Origin of the sequence: Exiguobacterium sp. s48 (assembly GCF_018617395.1) — a bacterium.
Taxonomy (GTDB): domain Bacteria; phylum Bacillota; class Bacilli; order Exiguobacteriales; family Exiguobacteriaceae; genus Exiguobacterium.
In genome coordinates this window covers 1,777,946-1,804,335 of record NZ_JACSKC010000001.1, presented here as the reverse complement: position 1 = coordinate 1,804,335, position 26,390 = coordinate 1,777,946, and the positions used below count along the sequence as shown (strand labels likewise).

The following is a 26,390-nucleotide window of genomic DNA, read 5'->3' as shown; positions in this document are numbered from 1 at the left end:
AGGGGAGATTTCGGGTGGAACGAAGTTTATCGATGGAACTGGTCCGGGTGACAGAAGCAGCTGCACTTGCTTCAGCCCGTTGGATGGGACGAGGATTAAAAGTGGAAGCCGATGATGCGGCGACGACTGCCATGCGAGATGTCTTTGACACGATTCCAATGAAAGGGATTGTCGTCATCGGAGAAGGAGAGATGGATGAGGCTCCGATGTTATACATCGGAGAAAAAGTCGGAAACGGTTATGGCTCGCGTCTCGATGTTGCGGTCGACCCGTTAGAAGGAACGAACATCGTAGCGACAGGGACATGGGGAGCACTTGCCGTTCTTGCAGTCGCGGATGCAGGAGACCTCCTTCACGCCCCTGATATGTACATGGAAAAAATCGCAGTCGGCCCGGAAGCGGCTGGTCTCGTCAGTCTCGATAACTCGATTGAAGAGAACATTGAAATTGTGGCGAAAGCGAAGAAAAAGAACGTGGAAGACGTCGTCGTGACCATCTTACATCGAGAGCGTCATGAAGAAATGATCCAACGTGTCCGTGCGACAGGTGCGCGCATCAAACTCATTCCGGATGGGGACGTTGCGGCCGCAATCAATACGGCTTTCCCGAAAACGGGTGTCGATTTGCTTCTCGGTTCAGGTGGAGCGCCGGAAGGTGTCATCGCGGCGGTCGCGATGAAGTGTTTAGGTGGAGACTTCCAAGGACGCCTACTCCCGGAAGATGAAGCGCAGAAACAACGTTGCCATGACATGGGGATTGAAGACACGGATCGGATTCTTCTACTCAATGACTTAGTAAAAGGTGAAGATTGTATCTTTGCTGCGACCGGTGTCACCGACGGGGAATTGTTACGTGGTGTTCAGTTTACATCACAAGGTGGACAGACCCATTCGGTTGTCATGCGTGCCAAATCCGGAACCGTTCGTTTCGTCGAAGGGAACCACTCGCTCACGAAAAAACCAAAAATGGTCATGAAACCGGAATAATCAGAAGTCGTGGATGTGCAAACGTCCACGATTTTTTTTGTTATGAAATATCTATAAAACGGGAATGGAGTAGTCAGGAGGTGGATATGATGATCGAGGTAGCTGAACTTGTGAAAACGTTTAAAGATGTTCCCGCTGTGGATCATGTGTCGTTTTCCGTGAAAGAAGGAGAAATTTTTGCTTTTTTGGGACCGAACGGAGCGGGGAAATCGACAACGGTACAAATGTTGACGACACTCGTGCGTCCGACGTCTGGAACGGCACGAGTCAATGGATTCGATGTCGTCAAACAAGAGAAGGATGTCCGGTTATCAATTGGAGTCGCCCTGCAAGAGACGGGAATTGACAAAGTGTTGACGGGACGAGAGCTGCTTGTCTTACAAGGTCGTTTATTTAAAATGTCGAATGAAGAGGCACGCCGCCGTGCAGATGAGTTATTAGAAGTCGTTTCACTGACGGATGCGGCCGACCGACGGAGTGGTACGTATTCCGGGGGGATGCGCCGACGTCTCGATTTAGCCCTTACACTCGTTCATCGGCCGACGGTTCTTTTTTTGGACGAACCGACGACGGGTCTCGACCCAGCGAGCCGAATCGAGATTTGGAATGAAGTGCGGCGATTGAATCAGGAATTTGGGACGACGATTTTTTTGACGACCCAATACTTAGAGGAAGCGGACGAGTTGGCTGACCGCATCGCAATCATTAATCACGGGAAAATCGTGAGTGAAGGGACGGCTGAGGAGTTGAAACAACTCGTTGGTGGAGAGACAATCGCGATGGACTTTTCCAACGAATCGGACGCCGCGGCTGCTGCGACATTATTTGATGCTTCTTCGAGTGGAACACATGTGTCGTTTGAGTTACGTGATGTCACATTGACGGAAATCGTTCGGTCGTTAGATGAACAAGGATTACAGCCTGAACGATTGACGGTGAAGCAACCGTCGCTTGATGATGTGTTCTTGAAAGTGACGGGCGAATCGTATGAAGGAGGCGAGATTCGTGTGGACTGAGACATGGTTATTCACGAAACGGAGTTTAGTGACGACGATTCGAAATCCGTTTTCGTTTATCCCGAACTTGATCATTTCTGTATTCTTTTTACTCGTGTATACGAGCGGTTTATCGAGTGTGGCCTCGTTGCCTCAGTTCGAAGGAAGCGATTATTTGAACTTCATCTTACCCGTATCAATCGTTTCAGGTGCAGTCGGGGGAGCGGGAGGCACGGGACAGGCGCTTGTCCGTGATATTGAGAGTGGCTATTTCGCACGGCTCTTGTTGACACCGGCGACCCGTACGGCAATCGTTCTCGGCCCAATGATTGCCGGGATGTTACAACTGCTCGTCCAAACATTGCTCATCTTTGCTGTCGCCTTTCTACTCGGTCTCACCATTCCTGTCGGTGCGGCTGGATTCTTTTTCACGGTATTACTCGCGATCGGATTTGGACTGGGCTTTGCGGGATATTCAGTGGGTGTGGCCTTGAAGACACGAAACGCTCAGGCGGCACAGGCGGGGACATTGTTGTTCTTCCCTTTGATTTTCCTGTCAACGACGTTCGTTCCGAAAGAATTGATTGAAGCGGAATGGTTGAAAGTGGCGGCGACGTTCAATCCGACCACGTATATTTTTGAAGGGATGCGGGCGGTTCTGACTCAGCCTGAGATTGATTGGGGAGCACTCTCAGCGGGACTCGCAGTCGCGGGGACGATGAGTGTCCTCATGATTGTCTTTGCTGCGACGAATGCGAGAGGGGCATTGAAGCAAAAATAAAAAACGACTCGGTTCCAATGAACCGAGTCGTGATGTTGTATTATAGGTATGATCCAGCGCCAACGTAACGTGGTGCCCAGTATCCAGAAGTGAAGCTCGCGTATTTCACGCCGCCAGTTTCTGAGTTGATCATTTGTGTTTTGCTAAGTGCCATCCCAACGTGTTGAATCGTCCCACCTGAGTGTGAGAAGAAGACGAGGTCACCCGCTTGAATCGATGACTTCGAGATTTTCTTCGCGCTTGAGTATTGCTGACGTGAAGAACGTGGAAGTGTTTTGCCGATTGCTTTTTTATAAACATGACCAGTGTAACCTGAGCAGTCAAATCCAGCAGTCGTTGTTCCACCGTAACGGTAAGGTGTACCTAAATATTTTTTTGATTCTGCAACGAGTTTTGCACGTTTACTTGAAGATGACGTAGAAACCGTTGTTGACGTTGACGTGTTCGCTTTCAAGTACGTGTACGTTGAAGAAGCTGAAATGTAACGTGGTGAGCCTTTGTAGTTGATCTTATAGAACGAACCGGATTTACCAAGGTATGTATAGCGTTGACCTTTATCCATTTTCGCGACGACTTTCGATGACGTAAGTGACGGGGCAGTACGGATGTTCAAACCGTTTACTTTCGAGTAAGCAAATGTTCCAGTAGCGGCTTCCGCTTGTTCACCTGTTGAGAACATAAGACCCGAGAAAGCGACAGTGGCAGCGACAACGATTGATGCAATACGCTTTAACATTGTGTAAATCCCTCCGTTTTTTAAAATCAACACGTTCATAGTTCATATATGACAAAATCGAGTAATGTTTTAATAGTCGAGCACAAGTTGCGGTTAATACCCGGTTTCCTGTGCAAATAAACTATATCATGCGCAAGACCGATGGCATTTTTCAATCGCAAGTCAAAAAAGCGTTTTCTTGTAACAAAAATGAAACAATATGCGGATATAGTACTTCTTTTGTTACAAAACCTTTCGGATTCGTGTAAAAATTTGTACATGAGGGAAATGCTTAAACAAAACCCTGGTCTTGTACAGTGACGGCATTGAAAAAATGTGGTTAGATGATGGCAGAACAAATGAATCAAGTTGAATTCTTCTTGTAATGAAATGTAGAAAGATAGGTGACTTGAATGAGTCAACAGACAGAACCGACAAAGAACTATACACTTCGTGAGCTCGAGACGAAGACGTTAAAAGAATTATATGAGATTGCCAAAGAAGTCAAAGTCCCAAACTTCCGAGAAGCGCGTAAGCGTGAGCTCATGTTCCGTATTTTGAAATCACAGGCTGAATCAAAAGACTTATATTTCCTCGAAGGTATTTTAGAAATCATCCCACCGAATCCACAGTCTCAAAATGATGGCGGATTTGGATTCCTCCGACCGATCAACTATTCTCAATCTTCCGAAGACATCTATATCGCCGCATCGCAAATTCGTCGCTTTAATCTTCGAAACGGAGACCTCGTCACAGGGAAGGTCCGTAAACCAAAGGAGAATGAGCGATTCCAAGGTTTGTTAAGTGTTGAAGCAGTTAACGGGGAGTCGACGGACTCGACGCGTTCGCGTGATTACTTCCCGGCACTGACACCGATTTATCCAGAACAACAGATGGTGCTCGAGACAGAGCCGACCCATCTTTCAGTTCGCGTCATGGATATGATAGCCCCCGTCGGATTTGGGCAACGTGGGTTAATTGTGGCGCCACCAAAAGCGGGGAAAACGTCCCTTTTAAAAGAGATTGCGAACTCAATCACGACGAATCATCCGAACGTCGAATTGATCATTCTCTTGATTGACGAGCGACCAGAGGAAGTGACCGATATCCAACGCTCTGTACCGGACGCAGACGTGGCGTTCTCGACGTTTGATGAGACCCCAGAAAACCATGCACGTATTTCAGAACTTGTTCTCGAACGCGCGATGCGTCTCGTCGAGCATAAGAAAGATGTGGTCATCCTACTCGATTCCATCACACGCTTGACGCGTGCGTATAACTTATCCGTTCCGCCGAGTGGACGGACACTCTCTGGGGGGATTGATCCGGCAGCTTTCCATAAACCGAAAAAGTTCTTTGGAGCGGCCCGGAATATCGAGGATGGAGGGAGCTTGACCATCCTTGCGACAGCGCTCGTCGATACCGGATCACGAATGGACGACGTCATCTATGAAGAGTTCAAAGGAACAGGGAACATGGAACTCCATCTCGACCGGAAATTGGCGGAACGTCGCATCTTCCCGGCAATCGACATTCGTCGCTCGGGCACTCGGAAAGAAGAGTTGTTACTCGGGAAGGAAGAACTCGATTCGCTTTGGACGATTCGCCGTACGATGAACGAGTCTCCAGACTTCGTTGAACAGTTCTTACGCCGTGTCCGTGAGACGAAAACGAACCTCGACTTTTTTGCTGCATTAGAGGCGGATAAGAAAAAAAGACGACCGGTGAAAAAAACGAAAACAGACTTGTAAATCCTATAGTAGGGTGATATTATATTCTAGTGAACTTTCTCTAGGTTGAAAGAATACTTAGGGCCGAAGGAGTTGAAAAGCAATGAAACAAGGAATCCACCCAGAATACCGTAAAGTCGTATTCATGGACTCGACGACAGAATTCAAATTCATCACTGGTTCAACTCGTTACTCTAACGAGACAATCACGATGGAAGATGGAAACGAGTACCCACTCATCCGTGTCGATGTATCTTCTGATTCGCACCCGTTCTACACAGGTCGCCAGAAATTCGCATCTGCAGATGGTCGTATCGAGCGCTTCAACAAGAAATACCAACGTTAATCGTAAAGTTGTATGCTCACCGCCTAGGGATTGCCCTTGGCGGTTTTTTGTTACATTGACGCGGGTAAAGAGACGAAAGACTGTCATTAGGGGGCCTTTATGGAACTTATACTCATCAGCATCAGCTTGTTAATCGGAGTCGGGATCATGTCACAATGGCTGGCATGGCGTTATCAAATTCCGGCGATCATCATTATGACGCTCGCCGGGGTGTTGGCGGGTCCGATTCTCGGGCTGTTCGACCCGCGTGAACTATTAGGAGACTTATATAGTCCGATCATTTCGTTCGCGGTTGCCATTATCTTATTCGAAGGAAGTCTTGGACTTCATTTCAGCGAAATCAATCAGTTCCGGCGGTCGATTGTTCGCATCGTCACGATTGGTGTCGCGCTCTCATTTGTCGGAATGTCATTACTGATCCAATACGTCGGCGGGCTACACTGGGTCGTCGCCTGGACGATGGGAGCGCTCTTTGTCGTGACAGGGCCGACCGTCGTCATCCCGTTATTACGACAGGCGCATTTAAAAGACCGTGTCGGAGCGATTTTGAAGTGGGAAGGCATCATCGTTGATCCGGTGGGGGCGTTGCTCGGACTGTTTGTCGTCCGCCTCGGTTATATCGTATATGAAGGTATGGATTTGTGGATGCAACTCCTCTTCGCCGGTGCATGTATCGTTGGTGTCGGACTAGGTTATTTGTTCGGACATCTCTTGATGGGGTGGTTCGTTGCCGAAAAGGTGCCTCGTTATCTCCGTGCCTCGGTCACGTTGACAGCCGTCCTCGTTTTATTCTCACTCAGTGAGCTCATGATGCACGAAGTAGGGCTTCTTGCCGTGACAGCGATGGGGATGACGATGGCCAATACAAAACATCGTGATGAAGAAATCATTGAAGAATTGCAATCGTTTAAAGAAGACATTTCAATCTTACTCATCTCGTCTGTTTTCATCTTATTGACGGCATCGCTCTCTCGGACCGAGCTGTTGAATATCTTCCAGTGGCCACTTCTCTTGACGATTGCGGGCATTCTCTTCTTAGTTCGCCCGGTGGCAATTTATTTGTCAACGATTGGAGGAGGTCTGCCGTTAGCGGAACGAGGATTCATTGGTTGGATTGCCCCACGCGGGATTGTCGCGATGACGGTTGCGGGATTCTTTGCTGAAGAGGTGGCGCATCTCGGAATTGACGATGCGAAACAAATGTTGCCGCTCACACTCGGACTTGTCTTCATTTCCGTTACGTTACACGGTCTCACGATTCGACCGCTCGCGCGTAAATTGAAATTAATCGATGAACAAAAAGAGGCGAACGCTGACGAATAAAGGCTCATGCTCTTTCAATTAAGATTTGGGAGAAGTCAACCCTTTTCCTCAACTCGAAAGATAGGTATAATCGGAAAGCGATTATCGATGGAGAGGGCGAAGAATAATGATGCATGTGACGAACCGATATGGTTGGATTGAAGTGATTTGTGGGAGTATGTTTTCGGGAAAATCGGAGGAATTGATTCGCCGAGTCCGTCGTGCTCATTACGGGAAAATTCCGGTCCAAGTGTTCAAACCAGCAATCGACGACCGGTATCATGAAGAGAACGTCGTCTCACATACAGGCAACTCGGTCGTGGCAGTCCCTGTCGCGTCAAGCCAAAACTTATACGATGCCGTACGTGAAGAAACGCAGGTCATCGCCATTGATGAAGTGCAATTCTTTGATGAAGGAATCGTCGATGTCATCGAGCAACTTGCGAACGAGGACAAGCGCGTCATCTGTGCCGGGCTCGATATGGACTTTCGTGGTGAGCCGTTCACGATGATGCCTGAACTGTTATCACGTGCGGAGTTTGTCACAAAGTTGCAGGCGATCTGTTTGTCTTGTGGGGCGCCGGCTTCACGGACACAGCGTTTGATTGACGGGAAACCGGCGCGCTATGAAGACCCGGTCATCTTGGTCGGCGCTTCCGAGTCTTACGAACCGCGATGCCGACATTGTCACGATGTACCGAATAAACCACATCCGGTCCGCCATACGGTGGTAGACTGATGAATCGACGGACCGCCCTCGGCGGTCCGTTTTTTTGCTATAATAGATAGAGTTTGATTTGACGGAGAAAGGACGGATCATCATGTTTGACCGTTTAAGTGTTTTAGAAGATCGTTACATGCAATTGAATGAAATGCTCGCCGATCCTGAGGTGCTCAGTGACTCGACGAAATTGAGACAATATTCGAAAGAACAGGCACAACTAGAGGAGACGGTACAGATGTATCGTCAGTATAAAGAAACAAGTGAAGCGTTCAAAGAAGCGAAGGCAATGCTTGAAGACCGGACGCTCGACGCCGACATGCGTGAATTGGCAAAAGAAGAGATGAACCTCCTCGAACCAGAAGTCAAAGAGCTAGAGGCGAAACTGCGGATTTTATTGCTTCCAAAAGACCCAAACGATGACAAGAACGTCATCGTCGAAGTCCGAGGGGCGGCAGGTGGAGACGAAGCGGCCCTGTTCGCTGGGGACCTTTATAAGATGTATACGCGATTCGCTGAACGTCAAAATTGGAAAGTGGAACTCATCGACGCGAACTATACCGAGCTTGGTGGATTCAAAGAGGTCACGTTCATGATCAATGGAGCAGGCGCCTATTCGAAACTCAAGTTTGAGAACGGTGCCCATCGTGTACAACGGGTTCCATCGACTGAATCGGGCGGACGAATCCATACATCCACAGCAACGGTAGCCGTTCTCCCTGAGGCAGAGGATGTCGAAGTCCACATCGATATGAAAGATGTACGGGTCGATACGTTCACCTCATCAGGTCCAGGAGGGCAATCGGTCAACACGACGCAATCGGCTGTACGTTTGACACACATCCCGTCAGGACTCGTCGTATCATGTCAGGACGAGAAGTCGCAACATAAAAACAAAGACAAGGCGATGAAAGTACTTCGGGCACGTCTCTATGACAAAATGCAAAGTGAGCATATGGAAGAACTGTCGGCACAGCGAAAATCGGCTGTCGGCACAGGGGATCGCTCCGAGCGGATCCGCACGTATAACTTCCCACAAAGTCGCGTCACCGATCATCGAATCGGATTGACCCTTCAGAAGTTGGACCGTGTCCTAGCAGGTGAACTCGAAGATATTATCGACGCACTCATCATGGATGAACAGGCACGTCTGATGGAGGATGCGGAATGATGCGGATTGCCGCGCTACTCAAACAGACAGAGGAACGATTGCAAAAAGCTGGACGCGACCGAGCAGCTGCCGAATGGTGGCTCATGCATGTACTTCAAGTCGACCGGACGGGTCTCCTCGTCCGCCTGTCAGACGAACTCTCTGGTGACGAAGCGACACGGTTTGAGGCTGGGATTGACCGTTTGTTGGTGGGAGAACCCGTACAGCATGTGATTGGGCATGCGCCGTTTTATGGACGTTCGTTCGAAGTGAATCGGGACGTCTTAATTCCGAGACCGGAAACAGAAGAGTTAATCGATTGGGTGCTCGGACAAGTTCGCCATGTCGAGGATGATGAGATTGTCGATATCGGAACGGGAAGCGGAGCAATCGCAATCACGTTGAGTCTTGAGCTCGGAGTCCGCGTACAGACGGTCGATATTTCTCCGGAAGCAATAACGGTTGCAAAGCGGAATGCGGCAGCCCTTGGTGCGAATGTACGATTTTATGAAGGCGACGGACTCGCCCCGATTGCCGATCACTCGATTCGCGTCCTCGTCTCAAATCCGCCCTATATCGAGGCGGATGAGCTGTTAGATGAGACCGTCGTCGGCTACGAACCGCATCTCGCCCTCTTTGGAGGAACGGACGGACTCGACATGTATCGGCAATTGATTGCGGAGTCTGTGCGCGTCTTACGTGCCGATTGGCATTTGATTGCGTTTGAAATCGGGTATAACCAAGGACAAGATGTGAAATCATTCCTGTCTGAACGTTATCCTGAAGCAGAAACGGGTATTTTAAAAGATATAAACGGCAAGGACCGTATCGTCTATGCCGTAAGGGAAGGGATTGCGTATGGAAACGAAATGGATTAATTCGAATGAGATTGAAGAAGGGGTACGTCTTCTTCAAGCGGGTGAAATCATCGCCATGCCGACAGAAACTGTCTATGGTCTCGCTGGAGATGCCATGAACGATGTGGCAATTCGAAAGATTTTTGAGGCAAAAGGTCGTCCGTCGGACAACCCACTCATCGTCCATATCGCTTCAATCGAACAAACGAGTTTGTTTGTCGATTCGATTCCTCCTGTTGCCAAACGCTTAATGGATGCGTTTTGGCCAGGCGCTTTGACGATCATCTTGCCTTCAAACGGACGAGCCTCTTCGCTCGTGACCGCGGGCCTCGATTCCATCGGACTCCGGATGCCGAACCATCCGGCAGCACTCGAATTGATTCGTAAGTCGGGGTTAGGACTTGCGGCTCCGAGTGCGAATCGTTCGGGACGTCCTTCACCGACGACCGCTCAACACGTCGCGGATGACTTGAATGGACGAATCGCTGGAATTGTGGATGGAGGTCCCACTGGAATCGGTGTCGAGTCAACCGTTGTAGATTGTACGGGGGATACGGTCACGATTTTACGACCAGGTGGTGTGACGCGAGAAGAAATGGAAGCCGTCATTGGACCGGTCGCCTTAGATGCCAACTTGAGCAACGATGAAGCCGCACCACGATCACCGGGAATGAAGTATACTCATTACGCTCCGACGGCTCCTGTTTATCTAGTCGATGGCACACGTGAAGATTTGGAGCGTGTCATCGAGGAGCGGAAGCAAGCGGGGTTGCGAATCGGTGCCCTCGTCTTCGACGAGAACCCGACACCGGCTGAGGTCACGTATTCCCTCGGTACCTCAATGGAAGTGGCGGCGCAGCGTTTATACGACGCGCTTCGTCGATTTGATGCAACAGACGTGGATGAGATTTATGTGAACACGATTGAACCGGTCGGGGTCGCGCTAGCCGTCTATAACCGTTTATACAAAGCGGCGGGCGGAAAGGTTGTGCACCCGACGAAAGATGCCTAAAGACATAGAGGAGGACACGCGATGTCAATGAAACGCGTATTATTCATATGTAGTGGCAACACGTGCCGAAGCCCGATGGCGATGGCCTTGCTCCGTTCAAAGATGACGGGGGACGAATTTGATATTCGCTCAGCCGGTCTACGGACGATGCAAGGATTCGATGCTTCAGAAAATGCACTGCAAGTTCTCAGAGAACGTGGGATTGAACTCGATCATGTCACCCAGACGTTCGATGAGGTGTTAGGGAATTGGGCGGATATCATCTTGACGATGACACGCGCGCACCGTGAACAAATTCGGGATACATACCCGGATTTGTCGGAGCGGACGTACACGCTCTATGAATTCGTGACGGGGCTCGAGCGAGACATCAACGACCCGTTTGGCGGTTCGATGAATGTGTATCGCCAAGTGCGAAACGAGCTCGAACCACTCGTGAATCGACTTGTGTTAAAATTAACGAATGACGGGTCAAAGGTGACGAAACCACCGAGACGCCTACCAAAGAAGACGGGGGAATGAACGAATGAAAATTGCAATTGGCGCCGATCATGGCGGCTTCAACTTGAAAAAAGAAATCGTAGCCTTGCTTGAGGAACTTGGGCATGAGTATAAAGATTTCGGGACGCACTCGGCGGACTCGATCGATTACCCAGACGTGGCCATCCCGGTCGCAGAAGCGGTAGCAGCAGGGGAGTTCGATCGTGGAATTTTGATTTGTGGTACGGGAATCGGAATCGGGATTGCGGCGAACAAAGTCAAAGGGATTCGTGCGGCACTCGTCCATGACTCATTCAGCGCGAAAGCGACACGTCAGCATAACGACTCGAACATCATGACGATGGGCGAGCGTGTCATCGGACCTGGTCTTGCACTCGACTTGGTGACGACGTGGCTCGATACGGACTTTGAAGGCGGTCGCCATTCAAACCGTGTCGACAAGATGAGTGCTTACGAAACGAAGTGAGTCACATGAAGACGGAACTTCTCGGATTCTTGACGGAGCTTCACGAGCGATTTCCGTTACATGATGAGCGTATTCTCGTCATCGGATGCTCCACGAGTGAAGTGCTCGGAAAAACGATTGGGAAGGCCGGCTCCATTGATGTCGCAAGTGAATTGATGGAGGCCTTCCTTGAATTTAGGGAAAAGACAGGTGTCCATTTGGCGTTTCAAGGATGTGAGCATATCAATCGTGCCCTCACCGTTGAGCGCCGGACGCTCAAGCAGTTCGGTCTCACAGAAGTGACGGTCGTCCCGGTCCGTTCCGCAGGTGGGGCGATGTCGGAGAAGGCGTATGCGAACTTCGAGGAGCCGTGTGTTGTCGAATCGATTCAAGCAGATGCGGGAATCGATATCGGCTCGACATTAATTGGGATGCATTTGAAGCCGGTCGCCATTCCGGTCCGGTTGTCATCGAAGCATCTCGGCGAAGCGTACGTCACGTTTGCGGTCACGAGGCCGAAACTGATTGGTGGGCCAAGGGCTCAGTATTCGTCAAATTAAAAGAACTCCTACCGATTTTTCATCGGTAGGAGTTCTTTTAACTAAATCAGGCGAGAATTCTCCCTCCTCTAAGCGTCTCGGGGCGAGGCCCGGCGTAGGTGGGAGATGAATCGCCCGGTCCAACAGTTTGCTCTCCCTATGACAGATGTTACGAACAAAAGTTCGTGATTCCGTCAGATTCTCCCTCTTCCTCCGCGGGTATCGGACGAGGAGGATACATCACGATCTTCAGGAGGGAGGAGGGACGGACATGCTGAAAGGCTATACATACAGGCTCCACCCGACGCCGGCACAGGCTGAGTTCTTCATCAAGACGATCGGCTGCGCCCGGTTCATCTACAACAAGCTGCTCGAGGACCGCATCGCCATCCGCGAGGAGGCGAAAACGGGGATCGTGACGAGACGGAAACCGGCGACACCCGCCTCCTACAAGCCCCTGTTCCCGTTCCTCGCCGAGGCGGACAGTCTCGCGCTCGCGAATGCGAAGCTGAACCTGGACACGGCGTTCGCGAAGTTCTTCGCCGGGACAGGTGGCTTCCCGACCTTCAAGTCGAGACGACGGTCGCGTGCCTCCTACACGACGAACAACCAGCACGGCACGATCCGCATCGAGTCGAGAAAAGTCCGGCTGCCGAAGGTCGGGTTCGTGCGGTTCACACAACATCGCCAGTTCGAGGGCGTCATCCGGTCGGCGACGGTCTCGATGACCAAGACAGGCAAGTTCTTCGTCTCCATCCTCGTTAATCAAGATGAGGAAAAGTGGATCCCAGCCAAGAACAAGGTCGGGATCGATCTCGGTCTGGAGCACTTCGCCGTCATGACGAATGACGAGATGGTTTCTGAGAAGATTGGAAACCCTCGCTTTCTCCGACAATCCGAAGCGAAGGTCAAGAAGGCGCAGCGCGCGTTGTCTCGAAAGAAAATCGGGAGCAAGAATCGTGAAAAAGCCAAGTTACTTTTGGCCAAGAAACACGAAAAGATTGCGAATCAACGTAAGGACTTCCTCCACAAACTGTCGAGACGAATCGTTGACGAGAACCAAGTCATCGTCGTGGAGACATTGACATCGAAGGACATGATGAAGAATCACAAGGTCGCGAAGTCCATCGGGGATGTCAGTTGGTACGAGTTCGTCCGACAGTTGGAATACAAATGTACCTTCTACGGACGGACGCTCATCAAGGCGGACCCCTGGTACGCATCCACGCAGATCTGTTCTTCTTGTGGCGTCAAAGGCGAGAAGAAGACGATGGATGTCCGTGAATGGACGTGTGTTTGTGGCGCGCATCATGACCGTGACATCAACGCGAGCATCAACCTATTGATGTTGGCTGACTGACAACCATTCAGGGCAGGGACTGCCCGACGAGCTTGGTAAATAACCGTGGCTGGTAAGAGCACGGTCTTCCCAAGAAGCTCCCCCTTCAATTTGTGAAGCAAATAAGTGGCGAGTAGTTCACTTTTGTGCATGAGGTTTTAAGTGTCTTACCCAATAATACATCCCTTGCAATAGGACGATGAAGAGGGCAACGATTGTCATGGATACAAAAAGATAGACAGAGTCGATCAACCAATATCCCCCGATTAGAAGAATACCGAGTAATAACCGTAATTGAAGAAAGTGTCGAGTCATACGTTGCGACAACTCATCTTTTTTACCGACGATGCCAGAGCCTCCTGTTGTGAATAGGAAAAGGAGTGCACCGATTAACAGTAAGAGCATCGATTTCGGGTCTTCTACTTTCAAACCGATAAAGGTAGAACGGATGAGTAGGAGTGAAGCGACAATGCCTAAATTCCAGACACTCCACCAGTAAATATGCCAAGCCGTCGGTTCGAATAGACGGTGTATGACTTGATCGTAGTAAATCCAAAAGCAAGCAACAATGAGTAAAAACAAGAGGAATGGCAGTAACAACTGAGATGATTCGCTCAAGATATAGATGACCCCGAGCACACCTTCCCCGAGGACAAGCATCGTGAAGAGTCCGAACCGCTCAGGTAGATGGTTATGCGTGAGGGCAGGGAGTTTTTCATGGGATCGAAGTGTAAAGAGCGTTTGGAATAGTTCAATCAAAAGCGCAATCGTGACAAACGGAATCATCGAGTGGGTCAACCATCCGAGAGTCACGAGTAGCATCGCGCTTCCATGCCCCGTTAATAAGACACTGAACGTCTGACGCTGAGCTGACTCGGTCATCTTGATGCTTCCCCACATAAACAACAGCCAAAAACGAGACAGGACAAAGCTTAAGACGAACCATCCATACTCGTGATCGGTTGTGTAATGAATCGAATAGGCGAACAATCCGATTGGGACCATGAGAACAATCATGAGTAGACGGTGGCGTGTCGTATTTTCTTCATACCGATCCGAATAGAAAGTGGAACTCCTCCACACAATCCAAGGTGCTGTAAACAGGATGAAAAACCAAATGATTGTATGAACGAAACCATCTGCAAGATGCGCTTCTACATAGTGAATGACTTCTGCCAGTGAGGCGATAAACACAAGGTCGAAAAAGAGTTCGATCCAGGAAGCTTGTCGATGTCCTTCGGTTGAATGAACATGTGGTCGAGACCACTCACTCATGTCATCTCCTCCCTCGTCATGTACCTTCAAAGTAGCGAACGAGTTCTTCTGCGACAGCTTGGCCAGATTCTTGTTGCTGACCGGTAATTAAATGACCATCTCGAACGACGTATGGTGTCCAAGGTTCAGCTTTTTTGAAATGAGCGCCCAACTTGATCGCTTCTTCTTCGATTCGGAATGGCATGACTTTCATTCCTACGGATGCATCGGCCTGATCTTCTTCTTCGTTTGTAAATCCTGTCATCACTTTACCTTCAACGAATGGACGATTTCCCTCTTGCAGGTATAACAATAAACTCGTTCCGTGGCACAGGGCGATAGAAGGTTTTCCGCTTGCGTAGAACGCTTCGAACGCTTCTTGTAATGAGTCGGCATCTTGGAACGTAAACATTGGTGCCTGTCCGCCGGCAACGAGAATCGCATCGAAACCGGAAAGGTCGAGGTCACCGATTTTTGGCGTATTTTCTAGCAAAGCAAGGAAATCAGCATCGTCTAGATACTTGAGAGACAACGTATCATGTTTCGAGTAACCACTTTCATGTGTCGGATCGCTCAGCGCATCCCACTCGACTTTGCCACCGTCTGGACTAGCAATCGTCAGTTGATGACCTGTTGCACTCAACACATCATACGGGTGCGTCAATTCAGATAACCAAAAACCGACTGGCCAATTTGTTGTGGTCGAGACAGTTGGGTTGGATACGACCAATAATACGGATTTCATAAAAAATTCCTCCTTCGTTAGGTGAATACGATGACTTTCTTCAATCGTATCAGCTATACAAAGGAGGACAAGTACGCACTTTTAGGTGAGTGACTCTGTTTTATAGCGCATACCCCATTGTTGTAGGGCGAGTAAAACCGGCTCTAGTTCTCGACCTTGATCGGTCAATTGGTATTCGACGTGTGGGGGATTTTCATGAAAATCAATTCGTAACAAGAAACCGTCTTCTTCAAGAGATTTGAGTGTCTCAGCCAAAACTTTGTGACTGATTCCTTGAATCAATCGCTTCAGTTCACCGTAACGACGAGGGCGACGTAACACGTGCCATAACACAAGCACTTTCCATTTCCCCATAATGACATTCATGCTCAATTGTACGGGGCATTCAAATGTTCGATCTTGATACAAAAAAGTAGCCATAGATACTCCTCACTTTCGAATGAGATGAACCTCGGTGACGTGTTCTACAAGATGACGTGCGCTCAGTTCTAATTGTTCGGCTGTGAGTGTCCGTACCCCACTCTCAATATAAGGAGGAAGATATGTCATGCCTGTCAGGTTCGCTATCGCACGAAACGGTGACAACAATTCCTCCATCGTAAAACGATTATACCCATCCGGCCGATAGGCATCAGCAGGACCACCCGTTGAGACGGCTAGAACAAATTCTTTCCCATGTAATTGTGTACCCGATTGTCCATACGCCCATCCATAGGAGAGGACGACATCTTGCCATTCCTTCAAGAGGGCTGGGCTACTGTACCAATAGAACGGGAACTGAAACACGATGAGGTCGTGTGACAGTAGCAATTGCTGTTCACGTGCCACATCAATTTTGAAATCGGGATAGGTCGCATACAAGTCGTGTACGGTCACATCATCATGCTGTTCGAGAGCTTCTTTCCATGCTTTGTTGACACGAGACGTTTCTAAGTTTGGGTGGACGAGGATGACAAGTGTGCTCATGCGTGGTCTTCCTCATACATGCGCTCGACTTCCGTTTGTTGAACGTGCATGTCATATAACGCTTGCGCGATGCGTTCCGGCGCGAAATAGGTTCCTTCTTGTACGAACCCTTTGATCGTTAACGTTCCAACGTAAATCGAGGAGTCGGCAAGTTCTTCATGAAGACTATAGGCGAGGTTGCGGAGTGCGGCTTTTCCGATGGCGAGCGAGGCATAGTCTGCCGACGGGTAAAGTGCGAGTCCGCCACCCGTCAACAAGATAGATCCCGTATTCATGAGCGGGGCAGCAAAGCGTGCGCTCATCAATGCACCAAGTACGTTCACTTCGAAGTCACGAATGACATCCGCTGAAGAAAGCGTAGTCGGACGACCAGGTGTCGCAGCCACTGCGTTGTAAACAACCGCATCGATGGAGCCGAACGTGTCATGGATTTGATTCATCACCAATTTTAAATCCTCTTCTGAACGTGTATCGACCTCAAATTCTTTTGCTGTATATCCTTTTTGAATGAGTTGCTTTGCAGAGTCTGCTAAGCGGTCGGCGTTTCGAGCAAGTAGCGCGACTTGATACCCATTTTTGGCGAATTGTTCTGCTGTATGAAGACCAATTCCTGGACCGGCTCCGATAATGACTGCTGTTTTCATTGACATGATGATGTCCTCCTTAATAGTTGTATATACACATGAAGGTGTAAAAAAATTTATTTTTTTTCGAGTTGTTCATTTGCTTCGTGCAACGTTTTGCTGAGAAGTTCACTTTCCTCTTTCCCGAGGATCGAAGCATAGTTTGCAAATAGGGTCTTGAGCGATTGATGAAATTCTGTGTATGTCGCCTCTCCAGAAGGTGTCAACGTGATATGCGATTGCTTTCCGATGACGTCGCGTTGAAGCAATCCCGATTTCTCCAATTTATCGAGGAAACGGGTACTCGTTGAAGGGGCGAGTGATAAGCGTTCACTCAATTCCTTTTGGGTGATCCCGGGATGGAAATGCACAACGAGCATTAAGTAGTAGTAAGACGGTGCCAATTCTCCATCGATTGCCTCATCGGCGAGTTTTGAGATGTTGCGTGCGAAGCGGCTGGCAGTGAAATAAAGACAATACATCAGAATGTCATCTTCTTCTTGAATACGTTCCATCAGATTCTCCTTTCCTTGACGTTTGTACATACAACTTAAAATAAAATATGGCGAGTGTCAACAAAGGACACTCACCTCAAGTTTACAATTCTTCGCCAAATAAATAGGAGATGACCATCGGGAAGCGCTCGCGCCAGGCAAGTTCGTTATGAACCCCTTCTTCAATCACTTCGAAGCGGATGTGTTCGACCTTGTCTTTTAACAAGTTGTACACGCGTTCGCTCGACTCACGATACATTTCATTTGTTGGTCCATTTTCAATCGGTTCCTCGACTTCTTTGGCACCGACGTCCAAGTAAAGACGCTCCATTCCCTTCAAATCGCTCGCTTCGATCAATTGTTCCAGCTCGGTTTGGTTGAACCAAAACGCAGAGGACAGTGAGGCGACACGCTTGAAGATATCTGGATATACACACGCGGCATATACCGAGATGAGTCCACCCATCGAACTTCCCATCATCGCTGTCGCTTCTGGAATCGTTCGATAGTCAGCATCGATTCGAGGTTTCAATTCCTGTGCAATATATTCGATATATGCCGATCCTTCTCCGCCGAGGACGATGTCTCGTCCGAGTAGGCTGTCCCCGATATATGGATTTTCCCATGGTCCATACTCATCAAGTCGTTGTTCACCTGGTGCACTATCGAGGGCGACGACAATCAAGTCACGCTTCGAGGCATCTAAATATTCACCGACGCGCCAACTCAGGTGATAGCTCGCATCCTCGTCAGCAAAGCAGTTCTGTCCATCGTGCATATAGAGGACCGGATATCGTTTTTCGGATGTCTCATAGTCGGCAGGTGTATAGATCCGAACCGTTCGAGTGCGTTCGAACGGTGTAATTGTGATTTCTTTTGTCTCAATCATGAAGTGACCTCCTTTGGATTCTCTCTAAATCATACCCAACTTTTCGTCAGATTATAGCGATACCCAAAAAAACAAGCGTGTGGTACGATGGGGGTGTTGATTTTTAGACATTTAGAGGGGGTCTTCACATGGTAAACACGACGAAGTTGAAAGTGCAGGATGCAGAATTGTTTGAGGCAATGCAACACGAGCTCGGTCGTCAGCGCGACAACATCGAACTCATCGCTTCAGAAAACTTTGTTTCAGAAGCGGTCATGGAAGCGCAAGGAGGCGTATTGACAAACAAATATGCCGAAGGATATCCAGGACGCCGTTATTATGGTGGCTGTGAGTTTGTCGACGTCGCTGAAAACTTGGCGCGTGACCGTGCGAAAGAGTTGTTCGGTGCAGAACATGCGAACGTACAACCACACTCGGGTGCACAAGCAAACATGGCGGTCTATTTCACGGTGCTTGAAGCAGGAGATACGGTTCTCGGGATGAACCTGTCTCATGGTGGTCACTTGACGCACGGTAGTCCGGTCAACTTCTCAGGTGTGCAATATAACTTCGTCGAATACGGTGTAGACAAAGAGACAGAACACATCGACTACGACGTCGTCGCGGCACTTGCGAAAGAACATAAGCCGAAATTGATCGTCGCTGGAGCGTCAGCATACCCGCGCACGATCGACTTCGCGAAGTTCCGTGAGATTGCGGACAGTGTCGATGCTTACCTCATGGTAGATATGGCGCACATCGCTGGACTTGTGGCAGCAGGACTTCACCCGAACCCAGTCGAGCATGCACATTTCGTCACGACGACGACGCATAAGACGCTTCGTGGACCACGTGGTGGAATGATTCTTTGTAAAGAAGAGTTCGCCAAAGCGATTGACAAGTCGATTTTCCCAGGGATTCAAGGTGGCCCTCTCATGCACGTCATCGCAGCGAAAGCGGTCGCGTTCGGTGAGGCACTTCAACCTGAATTCAAAGATTACCAGCGTCAAGTGATTGCGAATGCGCAGGCGCTTGCGAAAGGTCTTGAAGAAGAGGGACTCCGCATCGTATCGGGCGGAACGGACAACCACCTCTTACTCGTCGATCTTCGTGGCATCGATATCACAGGGAAAGCGGCCGAGCACGCGCTCGATGCTGCAGGGATCACGGTCAATAAAAACACGATCCCGTTCGACCCGGCATCACCATTTGTCACGAGCGGAATCCGTCTCGGTACGGCTGCGATGACGACTCGTGGTTTTAAAGAAACGGATATGAAAGAAGTGGCACGTCTGATCGGACGTGTGCTCAAACAACATGAAGACGAAGCGGTACTCGCAGAAGCCCTTCAAGACGTGCAAACGTTAACGGCGAAGTTCCCGCTTTACCCTGAACGAGGCTGAGTCAATGGATATTCGGACACTAGCAGAACGAGAGCTATCCGAACTTCCCTTATTCGATATGACGGAATGGTTGGCTCGTAAAGGGGAATACGATCCGTCTTTCCGTCTTGTCGCCAGTGAATTCGGTGTCATCACGACGCTCCTCGACCACGGCTATTATGAAGAGGCGAGCGAACGCATCGTGCCGCTTCTCGGGATGAAAGTGCCGGCTGCTTTCCATCGACTAGGTCTTGCGCTAGAAGTAAAGGCGAACGGAAGAAAAGCGGCCAAGCGCCGCTTTCGTTCGTTCTCGTCAGCTGTCATCCAACATGCGGATTTAGCCGAATGGCGACAGGCGTTCAAGTTCGACAAGAAATGGCTCGGGCTTCCGCTCGTCGTTGGTCTCGCGGCTGGAGCGCTCGTGTTTTGGCCAGATACCGAACCGCCAGTCGTACCAGTCGTGACGCCGAACGAATCGGATCAAACTGTTGTCGAGACGGTGACGGAAGAAGAAGCACTCGCGGAGCGCCTTGAAGAACTCGAGGCAGAAGTCGCTCGGCTCGAAGAAGAGAATGAGAAGCTTCAAGAGTCGGACGAACAAAAACCGAAGGAAGCAACGGAAGAGGCACAGGACACATCAACAGATGTTGTACCGCTGACCGAGGTAGAAGCACTCGTTCAAGACAAGAAATATGAGCGAGCTGATCAGTTGTTAGACGGGAAAGCAAAAGCTGGTCAAGAGCAGGCTGTCGGATTTTATCGACTTCTCGTCGATAACAAGTTAGAAAAAGCAGAAATCGCGGATTATGCGGCTTATATCGAGTCGTATCCAGAGTCCGGTTACAAAGCGGATGTCCTTTGGATGAAAGGGATTGCCGAGAAAAAAGCGAATGATCCGGCTTATCGTGAGACGTTGACGACCGTTTCCGAGATGGAAGGGACGTATTGGGCACCGATTGCCAAATCCGTGCTTGAAGAAGAATGAGGCGCTGCGTGAGCAGTGCCTTTTCTCATGGAACTCTAATGAAGTCCACCTTATATTCTCTTATTTACATCGTATGATGCGAGTAGGAGGGATGTGTCGATGAAACGTATATTGAAATCGATTGGAACTTTTCTTTTGGCGATTGGACTGATGGGAATCGGACTTGCCGGATTCTTCTTTTTCACTTCAACCGGTCAATCCAGCTTGTCGCAACTATCGTTAGCGGCGCTGGACATCGAACGGCAATTGGAGCGAGTGGACGCGAGTTGGGATGAGTGGGAAGACAGTCTCGAAAGACAAGTTGAATCCGCTATTCCAGAAGGAGTTCGTCTGTTTTTTGCGGATTGATTTCGGGAATTGAATAACAATACGTCGAGCGAGTCGCTCGACGTTTTTTCAAAGGAGTGAGCAGGATGCAGACGATTCTCGTCGTAGAAGATGATTCGAAGATTGCGCGATTACTGGAATTGGAATTGAAGCACGCCGGGTATGCCGTCGTTGTGGCGATGGATGGGCGTGTCGGTTTGGAGCGAGCTCTCGTAGATGATGTCGATCTCGTCTTGCTTGATGTGATGTTGCCTCAAATGAGTGGACTCGAAGTGGTACGTCGTCTGAAAGAAGAACGGCCGTTGTTACCGGTTCTGATGGTGACGGCTCGTGGCGATCGTTATGACAAAGTGAGCGGACTCGATCTTGGGGCAGATGATTACATCACCAAACCATTTGAAATCGAAGAGGTGCTCGCTCGGATTCGGGCATTTTTACGTATGCGTCAGCTCGTTCACCAGGACCATTCCGAACAGGTATTGACGTATGACACATTAACCGTTGACGTGAATCGTCATGAAGTATATTGCGATGGAAATAAAGTCGACTTGACTCGACGTGAATTTGACTTGTTGGTTTTCTTTTTAGAACACCCTGAACGTGTGTTGACGCGAGACCAACTCGTCGAACACGTTTGGGGATTTGACTATTATGGGGATACGAACGTCGTGGACGTCTATGTCCGGTACGTACGAAAAAAACTGACCGGTTCTTGGATTCAAACGGTTCGTGGTGTCGGTTATATGTTGAAGCGTGGTGAGTGACCGATGTTACGAACAAAAATCGCATGGGCGATGACGGGGTTCATGTTGTTGCTTCTCCTCGTCTCCTTCGGTGTGACGTGGTTCGTCGCTAGGCAGGAGATTGTCGATTCACGTTTTGACGTGTTACTGCAGGCGTTAAATCTCTTGGAAGAAGATGTCCGAAACAGCGATGCGGTATTGTCACTTCATGAGGACAGTGTCGTGTTAGAACGTCAAGATAATGGAGAATGGGGAATCATCGGGGGAGAAGTGCCCGACGGAACGACGTTTCCCATCAATTACGGTGAGCCTGCTCTGATCGATGACTGGTTTGTGGTCGCGACGACGGATGGCCTGGCATTTGGCTTTCAAGATCAAGACGTGAGCAATACGATTCAAGCGCTCGCGACCATTTTTCTCGTCATGTTCTTCCTTGCCGTTCTAATGACGTTTCTCGGAACGTGGTGGATTTTACGTCAAGGTCTGTCACCTTTACGCAGATTGACTGAAACGATGGAGCGAATCACGGAGTCCGGGAAGTTAGAGACGATTGAAGTAGATGACCGACAAGATGAAGTGACGACCCTTTCGAATGGATTTAATCATATGATTGAGCGGGTCGAAGGAACGATGGAACAACAGCGCCGTTTTGTTGCCGATGTTTCACATGAACTGAAGACGCCATTGACGGTCATCGAGGGCTATGCGAAATTATTGCAGCGCTGGGGACAAGAGGATGAGAGTGTGCGAACAGAAGCGATTGACCATATTTTGACGGAGTCACGTCAAATGAGAAGTGACTTGATTGAACCGATGCTTGAATTGAGTCGATTCACTGCACTCGAGCAGGTAGAACGAGAAGACATCGATTTAGCTGAACTTGGGGAATCACTAGCAGAACGCTTTTTACGGTCGTACGGTGTCCATCTATTCGTTGAAGCCACAGGCAACTGGTATGGTCATCGTGAGTCGTTACAGCGCATTCTTGTCATCTTGTTAGACAATAGTTTGAAGTATGCGAAGGAGACGAGCCTTCATTTGAAGAGTGATCGGATTGAGGTGCGCGATCGTGGACCAATCCTTCCAAAGGACGTGAGGAATCGTTTGTTCGACCGATTTTATCGATTGGATGAAGCCCGTGATCGAAGCGGGAGCGGTCTCGGTCTCGCAATTGCGAAAGAAGTGGCGGACTTGAATGAGTGGACGATTGGAAGTGAATCGAATGATCCGGACGGTAGTGTGTTTTATCTGACTCGATGATGAATGTTTCGCACTTTCTCATCAACTTCTAATGAAACCTTAAATGGACTCTCACTCGAGAGGCTTATGATGCAAATAAGAAGAACACATCATAAGGAGGAAATGACCATGAGACGTATCGGCTGGATCATCGGAGCTTTACTAGCTGTCATGGCGATTGTAGGAATTGGATTTTATGTAAGTGGAAATCAGACGGACACAGTCATCGTGCCACAAGCAATGAATCAAGCGAGTGATGATCAATCAACGGACAACCCGGACGACTCCGCTTCATCGGATGACTCGAGTAACACACCAGATGACGCATCGCGAGTCGAGAGTGGGGACGACTATGAACTATATGGGACACTCGTTCAGTTATCGAAAGAAGATGTGACCATCAGTTTCAATGGAAAAGAATCGACGTATCGTTTAGCAGCGACTCATGAAATTGATGAGGATACACCGCAAGTGGGAGATCGGGTCAAACTTGAATTGAATCAAAACGATGAAGTGAAGGAAGTAGACCGTGAGAGCGGAGACAAAGATTCTTATATTTACGGGACACTCGTGAAATTGACGAATCAAGATGTCACAATCAACATCGATGGAAAGGACAACACCTATTCTTTAGCGGCACGTTCGGAAATTGATGAGGATACACCACGAGTCGGAGATCTCGTCAAACTTGAACTGAATCGAGATGGGGCGGTCATTGAAGTGGACCGTGAATCACAGGACGATCAATATGAGAATGACGATTCTTCACAAGACGACTCATCTGAATCTGAAAATGAATACGAAAAAGATTAATACGGATACTTGAAAGAGCGGATCTATCGATCGGCTCTTTTTTGTAGCGTCGACTATGCGAAAGAATTCATCAGAAACGTAATAATTCTGAAATCATCACAAAAATAGGTTATATGTTATGATATACAAGAAAAATTTAGGTGGTTTTCACCGAATTGGGAATGAGGAGGGACATCAATGCGGTCGTATTGGGGAATCTTGCTCAGTTGTATCTTGTTGAGTGGATGTGGTACCGAGACGATGAACGCGATTGAGTTACGTCCATTGTCTTCCTATCGAGTCGAGCAAGATCCTGAGATAGCATTAACAGAACAGACGAAAAAACAATTGCTTACATATTGCGAGCGTCGTCCAACCGATGTCTTGCCGACAAAGAGAGCGAAAGTGGCAGAAGTCACATTCCGTCACCCACTATATGAAGTCCTCGGGTCTAAAACTGTGAAATATTTTGCTGCGGGGGACGAACGGTATATCACCTGTGCGAACAGCAGTCAATTGATGGAGCGGACGTTCGCTGTAGAATCAATTCAAGAGTTTGAAACTCTTGACGAAGAGCGATTCGAGGAATCGGAGATCGCCTCAACGATTGAGTTCGATCAAGTCAGTGATCTCAATCAACTTGCGAAGACGTTCAACTTGAATGATGGACACGAAGAAATTGTGGAGGATTCTGCTTTTCACTACACGACACCCGATACAGGAGCAATCTTTGTAACGTTCGAGACAGTACGGGATGGACGTACACTCGATCCAATCATTGAACCGAAGTTATTTCCGTTTAAGAGTGGGGAAAATGAAGGGTATGTGTTTTTGACGAGCCGAGCCGATGATCGGCTCACCCTTCAAATCGGGGATGCGCCATCCCTGAAACAACTCGTGCTTCCCAATATGTTTGAGGCATCGTACATGAAAGTTGATCCGAAAGAGGAGGCGCTTTCTCTTGAAGGGGAACACCGTAAACTGATGAAACGGATTATCTTATCCGATCAACCGATTGTAGAAGACGTGGCTAACCAATCGTCACTAACCCTATCGAAAACATACGGAACCGTCCTTGAGATTTGGGGGCACGTTCGCCGGCCGGCCCTGAATAAGATGTCTTCGCGTCCAGCCGATGGGGAAACACGCCTTGCCGTTTTTGAGTCGAACCAAGATACCGTATGGTTAGACGGTCCAAAGACACAAGAGCTGTTTGATGCCTTATCTCATATTCAACCTCATGAGAAAGCATCTACAGCTGTCAAAATCGGAGTCTTACATCTATATGAAGAATTGACCGAACAATCCTTTGATGTATGGAAGACAGAGACGGAACTCTATGTAGTGGACCAACAGTCATCTAAAACGTATGAACTTCCGACAACCGATTATTTTCAAATCAACCAACCATAAAATGGCGTCTGACCTTTATGAAAAAAGAAGTTGGCTCTACCCTTCTCAACTGAGTTAGGGTACAATGCTCGAGAGAGAATGAGAGAGGAGTGAAGCAAGATGGGAAAAGTACATGTTTATGACCATCCTTTGATTCAGCACAAAATGACGATTATGCGTAAAGTAGAGACGGGGACGAAGCAGTTCCGTGAACTCGTCGACGAAGTATCTTCACTTATGGCATACGAAATCACGCGCAGCCTACCACTAACAGACGTAGAAATCGAGACACCGGTCTCTGTTTCCACTCAAAAGATGATTGCCGGCAAGAAATTGGGAATCGTCCCTATTTTACGTGCAGGACTTGGTATGGTGGATGGGTTCCTCAAAATGATGCCGAACGTAAAAGTCGGTCATATCGGTCTCTATCGTGACCCGGAAACGCTTGAGCCACACGAATACTATTTGAAACTTCCGACAGATGTCACAGAACGTGATTTTATCGTCGTAGACCCAATGCTCGCGACAGGTGGTTCGGCTGTTGATGCCATCGCCTCACTCAAAAAGCATGGCGCGAAGTCAATCAAATTGGCATGTCTTTGTGCAGCACCAGAAGGCGTAGAGCGTGTGCAAGCAGAACATCCGGATGTGGAGATTTATCTTGCGGCACTCGATGAAAAATTAAATGATCACGGTTATATCGTTCCTGGACTTGGGGACGCGGGTGACCGTTTGTTTGGTACGAAGTAAGTTTGATCCATGGGAATCGCCTGAGCGATTCCCGTTTTTTTATGGGGATCAGGTGAAATTTTAATCATTCAATTCGGTCACAAAATAGACACAAAAAAAGAAAGGTGAAGCATCGAATAAAAGTGTTCATTTCTTAGTTTCTTCTTATTTAACTATCAGACAAAGAATATACGGGAGAGTGACGAGCAATCATTCCGCTAATTCAACGAATGAGATTACTCACAAAAAAATGGGCGAAATCGCTCGACATGTCAAAAACATCCTCGGTATACTGATACAGGACGTTGAAAACGATTTCAAAAAGTAGTCAACGACCGTTTCGTAACTCTTTGTGAACGTAAACGTTTACGGATTGAAATTTCCAAAACGTGGAGGTATAACTGAACTATTCTTCATCTGATTCCTTTTGTG

The 26,390-nt window shown here is 48.6% G+C and carries 30 protein-coding genes; 22 read left to right on the top strand and 8 right to left on the bottom strand.

Annotation, left to right across the window (positions count from 1 at the left end):
• Positions 1–14 precede the first annotated feature (14 nt).
• From glpX to KNO66_RS09090, 3 genes are all read left to right on the top strand, one after another.
• Positions 15–986, top strand: a complete 972-nt coding sequence (gene glpX / locus KNO66_RS09100; protein WP_214742117.1) for a class II fructose-bisphosphatase — start codon at positions 15–17, stop codon at positions 984–986.
• A gap of 89 nt (positions 987–1,075) precedes the next feature.
• Complete coding sequence (locus KNO66_RS09095) at positions 1,076–2,002, top strand: ATP-binding cassette domain-containing protein (RefSeq protein ID WP_214742116.1); 927 nt, start codon at positions 1,076–1,078, stop codon at positions 2,000–2,002.
• On the top strand, positions 1,992–2,762 hold the full coding sequence (locus KNO66_RS09090; RefSeq protein WP_214742115.1) for an ABC transporter permease: 771 nt from the start codon (positions 1,992–1,994) through the stop codon (positions 2,760–2,762). The genes KNO66_RS09095 and KNO66_RS09090 overlap by 11 nt, the downstream gene beginning before the upstream one ends.
• A 40-nt stretch (positions 2,763–2,802) precedes the next feature.
• Here the strand turns inward: KNO66_RS09090 and KNO66_RS09085 are convergent, their stop codons facing one another.
• On the bottom strand, positions 2,803–3,498 hold the full coding sequence (locus KNO66_RS09085) for a C40 family peptidase (RefSeq protein ID WP_214742114.1): 696 nt from the start codon (positions 3,496–3,498) through the stop codon (positions 2,803–2,805).
• Positions 3,499–3,890: 392 nt separating this feature from the next.
• Between KNO66_RS09085 and rho the strand changes: the two genes are divergently transcribed.
• The 11 genes from rho (at position 3,891) to tnpB (ending at position 13,440) form a co-directional block, all read left to right on the top strand.
• Positions 3,891–5,228 carry a transcription termination factor Rho gene (gene rho, locus KNO66_RS09080; protein WP_214742113.1) on the top strand — a complete coding sequence of 446 codons (1,338 nt, stop codon included), beginning with the start codon at positions 3,891–3,893 and terminating at the stop codon, positions 5,226–5,228.
• 82 nt (positions 5,229–5,310) lie between these two features.
• Positions 5,311–5,553 (top strand): type B 50S ribosomal protein L31, encoded by a 243-nt coding sequence (locus KNO66_RS09075; RefSeq protein WP_012727387.1) that lies wholly within the window; start codon positions 5,311–5,313, stop codon positions 5,551–5,553.
• Between the two features lie 99 nt (positions 5,554–5,652).
• A complete protein-coding gene (locus KNO66_RS09070; protein WP_214742112.1) occupies positions 5,653–6,876 on the top strand; it encodes a cation:proton antiporter in 1,224 nt (407 codons plus the stop codon).
• Between the two features lie 106 nt (positions 6,877–6,982).
• Positions 6,983–7,594, top strand: coding sequence for a thymidine kinase (locus KNO66_RS09065; RefSeq protein ID WP_214742111.1), 612 nt, complete (start codon positions 6,983–6,985; stop codon positions 7,592–7,594).
• Positions 7,595–7,676: 82 nt separating this feature from the next.
• Entirely contained in the window at positions 7,677–8,747 is a 1,071-nt protein-coding gene (gene prfA / locus KNO66_RS09060) for a peptide chain release factor 1 (protein WP_078147952.1), read from the top strand.
• Entirely contained in the window at positions 8,744–9,604 is an 861-nt protein-coding gene (gene prmC, locus KNO66_RS09055; protein WP_483299188.1) for a peptide chain release factor N(5)-glutamine methyltransferase, read from the top strand. Before prfA ends, prmC begins: the two co-directional genes overlap by 4 nt.
• Positions 9,585–10,595 carry an L-threonylcarbamoyladenylate synthase gene (locus tag KNO66_RS09050; protein WP_214742110.1) on the top strand — a complete coding sequence of 337 codons (1,011 nt, stop codon included), beginning with the start codon at positions 9,585–9,587 and terminating at the stop codon, positions 10,593–10,595. The genes prmC and KNO66_RS09050 overlap by 20 nt, the downstream gene beginning before the upstream one ends.
• Positions 10,596–10,616: 21 nt before the next feature.
• Complete coding sequence (locus tag KNO66_RS09045) at positions 10,617–11,117, top strand: low molecular weight protein arginine phosphatase (RefSeq protein ID WP_012727381.1); 501 nt, start codon at positions 10,617–10,619, stop codon at positions 11,115–11,117.
• Positions 11,118–11,121: 4 nt separating this feature from the next.
• Positions 11,122–11,562, top strand: coding sequence for a ribose 5-phosphate isomerase B (gene rpiB, locus KNO66_RS09040; RefSeq protein ID WP_214742109.1), 441 nt, complete (start codon positions 11,122–11,124; stop codon positions 11,560–11,562).
• Positions 11,559–12,101, top strand: coding sequence for a TIGR01440 family protein (locus KNO66_RS09035; protein ID WP_483299187.1), 543 nt, complete (start codon positions 11,559–11,561; stop codon positions 12,099–12,101). The genes rpiB and KNO66_RS09035 overlap by 4 nt, the downstream gene beginning before the upstream one ends.
• 250 nt (positions 12,102–12,351) lie before the next feature.
• Positions 12,352–13,440 carry an IS200/IS605 family element RNA-guided endonuclease TnpB gene (gene tnpB / locus KNO66_RS09030; protein ID WP_214742107.1) on the top strand — a complete coding sequence of 363 codons (1,089 nt, stop codon included), beginning with the start codon at positions 12,352–12,354 and terminating at the stop codon, positions 13,438–13,440.
• A gap of 117 nt (positions 13,441–13,557) precedes the next feature.
• Here tnpB and KNO66_RS09025 read toward each other — a convergent pair whose 3' ends face one another.
• The 7 genes from KNO66_RS09025 to KNO66_RS08995 all read right to left on the bottom strand — a co-directional run bounded on the left by KNO66_RS09025 (position 13,558) and on the right by KNO66_RS08995 (position 18,390).
• Positions 13,558–14,694 carry a low temperature requirement protein A gene (locus KNO66_RS09025; RefSeq protein WP_214742106.1) on the bottom strand — a complete coding sequence of 379 codons (1,137 nt, stop codon included), beginning with the start codon at positions 14,692–14,694 and terminating at the stop codon, positions 13,558–13,560.
• A 16-nt stretch (positions 14,695–14,710) separates the two neighbouring features.
• On the bottom strand, positions 14,711–15,418 hold the full coding sequence (locus tag KNO66_RS09020) for a type 1 glutamine amidotransferase domain-containing protein (protein WP_214742105.1): 708 nt from the start codon (positions 15,416–15,418) through the stop codon (positions 14,711–14,713).
• A gap of 81 nt (positions 15,419–15,499) precedes the next feature.
• Positions 15,500–15,772, bottom strand: a complete 273-nt coding sequence (locus tag KNO66_RS09015; RefSeq protein WP_214742104.1) for a winged helix-turn-helix transcriptional regulator — start codon at positions 15,770–15,772, stop codon at positions 15,500–15,502.
• A gap of 75 nt (positions 15,773–15,847) precedes the next feature.
• On the bottom strand, positions 15,848–16,384 hold the full coding sequence (locus KNO66_RS09010) for an NAD(P)H-dependent oxidoreductase (RefSeq protein ID WP_214742103.1): 537 nt from the start codon (positions 16,382–16,384) through the stop codon (positions 15,848–15,850).
• Positions 16,381–17,034 (bottom strand): SDR family NAD(P)-dependent oxidoreductase, encoded by a 654-nt coding sequence (locus KNO66_RS09005; RefSeq protein ID WP_214742102.1) that lies wholly within the window; start codon positions 17,032–17,034, stop codon positions 16,381–16,383. The genes KNO66_RS09010 and KNO66_RS09005 overlap by 4 nt, the downstream gene beginning before the upstream one ends.
• A 50-nt stretch (positions 17,035–17,084) precedes the next feature.
• Entirely contained in the window at positions 17,085–17,522 is a 438-nt protein-coding gene (locus KNO66_RS09000) for a MarR family winged helix-turn-helix transcriptional regulator (protein WP_214742101.1), read from the bottom strand.
• An 82-nt stretch (positions 17,523–17,604) separates the two neighbouring features.
• On the bottom strand, positions 17,605–18,390 hold the full coding sequence (locus KNO66_RS08995) for an alpha/beta hydrolase (protein WP_214742100.1): 786 nt from the start codon (positions 18,388–18,390) through the stop codon (positions 17,605–17,607).
• Positions 18,391–18,518: 128 nt separating this feature from the next.
• On the opposite strand from KNO66_RS08995, the gene glyA reads away from it, so the two are divergent.
• The 8 genes from glyA (at position 18,519) to upp (ending at position 25,979) form a co-directional block, all read left to right on the top strand.
• The gene (gene glyA, locus KNO66_RS08990; protein WP_214742099.1) at positions 18,519–19,772 is read left to right on the top strand and encodes a serine hydroxymethyltransferase; all 1,254 of its coding nucleotides are present in this window, start codon (positions 18,519–18,521) and stop codon (positions 19,770–19,772) included.
• A gap of 4 nt (positions 19,773–19,776) precedes the next feature.
• Positions 19,777–20,736 (top strand): hypothetical protein, encoded by a 960-nt coding sequence (locus tag KNO66_RS08985; RefSeq protein WP_214742098.1) that lies wholly within the window; start codon positions 19,777–19,779, stop codon positions 20,734–20,736.
• A gap of 99 nt (positions 20,737–20,835) precedes the next feature.
• A complete protein-coding gene (locus KNO66_RS08980; RefSeq protein WP_214742097.1) occupies positions 20,836–21,084 on the top strand; it encodes a hypothetical protein in 249 nt (82 codons plus the stop codon).
• Positions 21,085–21,149: 65 nt separating this feature from the next.
• Positions 21,150–21,827, top strand: a complete 678-nt coding sequence (locus KNO66_RS08975) for a response regulator transcription factor (RefSeq protein ID WP_214742096.1) — start codon at positions 21,150–21,152, stop codon at positions 21,825–21,827.
• A 3-nt stretch (positions 21,828–21,830) separates the two neighbouring features.
• Positions 21,831–23,066, top strand: a complete 1,236-nt coding sequence (locus KNO66_RS08970) for a HAMP domain-containing sensor histidine kinase (RefSeq protein WP_214742095.1) — start codon at positions 21,831–21,833, stop codon at positions 23,064–23,066.
• Between the two features lie 108 nt (positions 23,067–23,174).
• Positions 23,175–23,858, top strand: coding sequence for a hypothetical protein (locus KNO66_RS08965; protein ID WP_214742094.1), 684 nt, complete (start codon positions 23,175–23,177; stop codon positions 23,856–23,858).
• Positions 23,859–24,035: 177 nt separating this feature from the next.
• Positions 24,036–25,250: a hypothetical protein gene (locus KNO66_RS08960; protein WP_214742093.1), complete on the top strand. Its 1,215-nt coding sequence runs from the start codon at positions 24,036–24,038 to the stop codon at positions 25,248–25,250.
• 99 nt (positions 25,251–25,349) lie between these two features.
• Positions 25,350–25,979: a uracil phosphoribosyltransferase gene (gene upp, locus KNO66_RS08955; protein WP_012727364.1), complete on the top strand. Its 630-nt coding sequence runs from the start codon at positions 25,350–25,352 to the stop codon at positions 25,977–25,979.
• Positions 25,980–26,390: the final 411 nt, after the last annotated feature.

Coding starts and splice junctions, on each gene's coding strand:
- KNO66_RS09095 (WP_214742116.1), top strand. CDS start 1,076: ATGATCGAGGTAGCTGAACTTGTGAAAACGTTTAAAGATGTTCCCGCT.
- KNO66_RS09085 (WP_214742114.1), bottom strand. CDS start 3,498: ATGTTAAAGCGTATTGCATCAATCGTTGTCGCTGCCACTGTCGCTTTC.
- rho (WP_214742113.1), top strand. CDS start 3,891: ATGAGTCAACAGACAGAACCGACAAAGAACTATACACTTCGTGAGCTC.
- KNO66_RS09075 (WP_012727387.1), top strand. CDS start 5,311: ATGAAACAAGGAATCCACCCAGAATACCGTAAAGTCGTATTCATGGAC.
- KNO66_RS09070 (WP_214742112.1), top strand. CDS start 5,653: ATGGAACTTATACTCATCAGCATCAGCTTGTTAATCGGAGTCGGGATC.
- KNO66_RS09065 (WP_214742111.1), top strand. CDS start 6,983: ATGATGCATGTGACGAACCGATATGGTTGGATTGAAGTGATTTGTGGG.
- prfA (WP_078147952.1), top strand. CDS start 7,677: ATGTTTGACCGTTTAAGTGTTTTAGAAGATCGTTACATGCAATTGAAT.
- prmC (WP_483299188.1), top strand. CDS start 8,744: ATGATGCGGATTGCCGCGCTACTCAAACAGACAGAGGAACGATTGCAA.
- KNO66_RS09050 (WP_214742110.1), top strand. CDS start 9,585: ATGGAAACGAAATGGATTAATTCGAATGAGATTGAAGAAGGGGTACGT.
- KNO66_RS09045 (WP_012727381.1), top strand. CDS start 10,617: ATGTCAATGAAACGCGTATTATTCATATGTAGTGGCAACACGTGCCGA.
- rpiB (WP_214742109.1), top strand. CDS start 11,122: ATGAAAATTGCAATTGGCGCCGATCATGGCGGCTTCAACTTGAAAAAA.
- tnpB (WP_214742107.1), top strand. CDS start 12,352: ATGCTGAAAGGCTATACATACAGGCTCCACCCGACGCCGGCACAGGCT.
- KNO66_RS09025 (WP_214742106.1), bottom strand. CDS start 14,694: ATGAGTGAGTGGTCTCGACCACATGTTCATTCAACCGAAGGACATCGA.
- KNO66_RS09020 (WP_214742105.1), bottom strand. CDS start 15,418: ATGAAATCCGTATTATTGGTCGTATCCAACCCAACTGTCTCGACCACA.
- KNO66_RS09015 (WP_214742104.1), bottom strand. CDS start 15,772: ATGGGGAAATGGAAAGTGCTTGTGTTATGGCACGTGTTACGTCGCCCT.
- KNO66_RS09010 (WP_214742103.1), bottom strand. CDS start 16,384: ATGAGCACACTTGTCATCCTCGTCCACCCAAACTTAGAAACGTCTCGT.
- KNO66_RS09005 (WP_214742102.1), bottom strand. CDS start 17,034: ATGTCAATGAAAACAGCAGTCATTATCGGAGCCGGTCCAGGAATTGGT.
- KNO66_RS09000 (WP_214742101.1), bottom strand. CDS start 17,522: ATGGAACGTATTCAAGAAGAAGATGACATTCTGATGTATTGTCTTTAT.
- KNO66_RS08995 (WP_214742100.1), bottom strand. CDS start 18,390: ATGATTGAGACAAAAGAAATCACAATTACACCGTTCGAACGCACTCGA.
- glyA (WP_214742099.1), top strand. CDS start 18,519: ATGGTAAACACGACGAAGTTGAAAGTGCAGGATGCAGAATTGTTTGAG.
- KNO66_RS08985 (WP_214742098.1), top strand. CDS start 19,777: ATGGATATTCGGACACTAGCAGAACGAGAGCTATCCGAACTTCCCTTA.
- KNO66_RS08980 (WP_214742097.1), top strand. CDS start 20,836: ATGAAACGTATATTGAAATCGATTGGAACTTTTCTTTTGGCGATTGGA.
- KNO66_RS08975 (WP_214742096.1), top strand. CDS start 21,150: ATGCAGACGATTCTCGTCGTAGAAGATGATTCGAAGATTGCGCGATTA.
- KNO66_RS08970 (WP_214742095.1), top strand. CDS start 21,831: ATGTTACGAACAAAAATCGCATGGGCGATGACGGGGTTCATGTTGTTG.
- KNO66_RS08965 (WP_214742094.1), top strand. CDS start 23,175: ATGAGACGTATCGGCTGGATCATCGGAGCTTTACTAGCTGTCATGGCG.
- KNO66_RS08960 (WP_214742093.1), top strand. CDS start 24,036: ATGCGGTCGTATTGGGGAATCTTGCTCAGTTGTATCTTGTTGAGTGGA.
- upp (WP_012727364.1), top strand. CDS start 25,350: ATGGGAAAAGTACATGTTTATGACCATCCTTTGATTCAGCACAAAATG.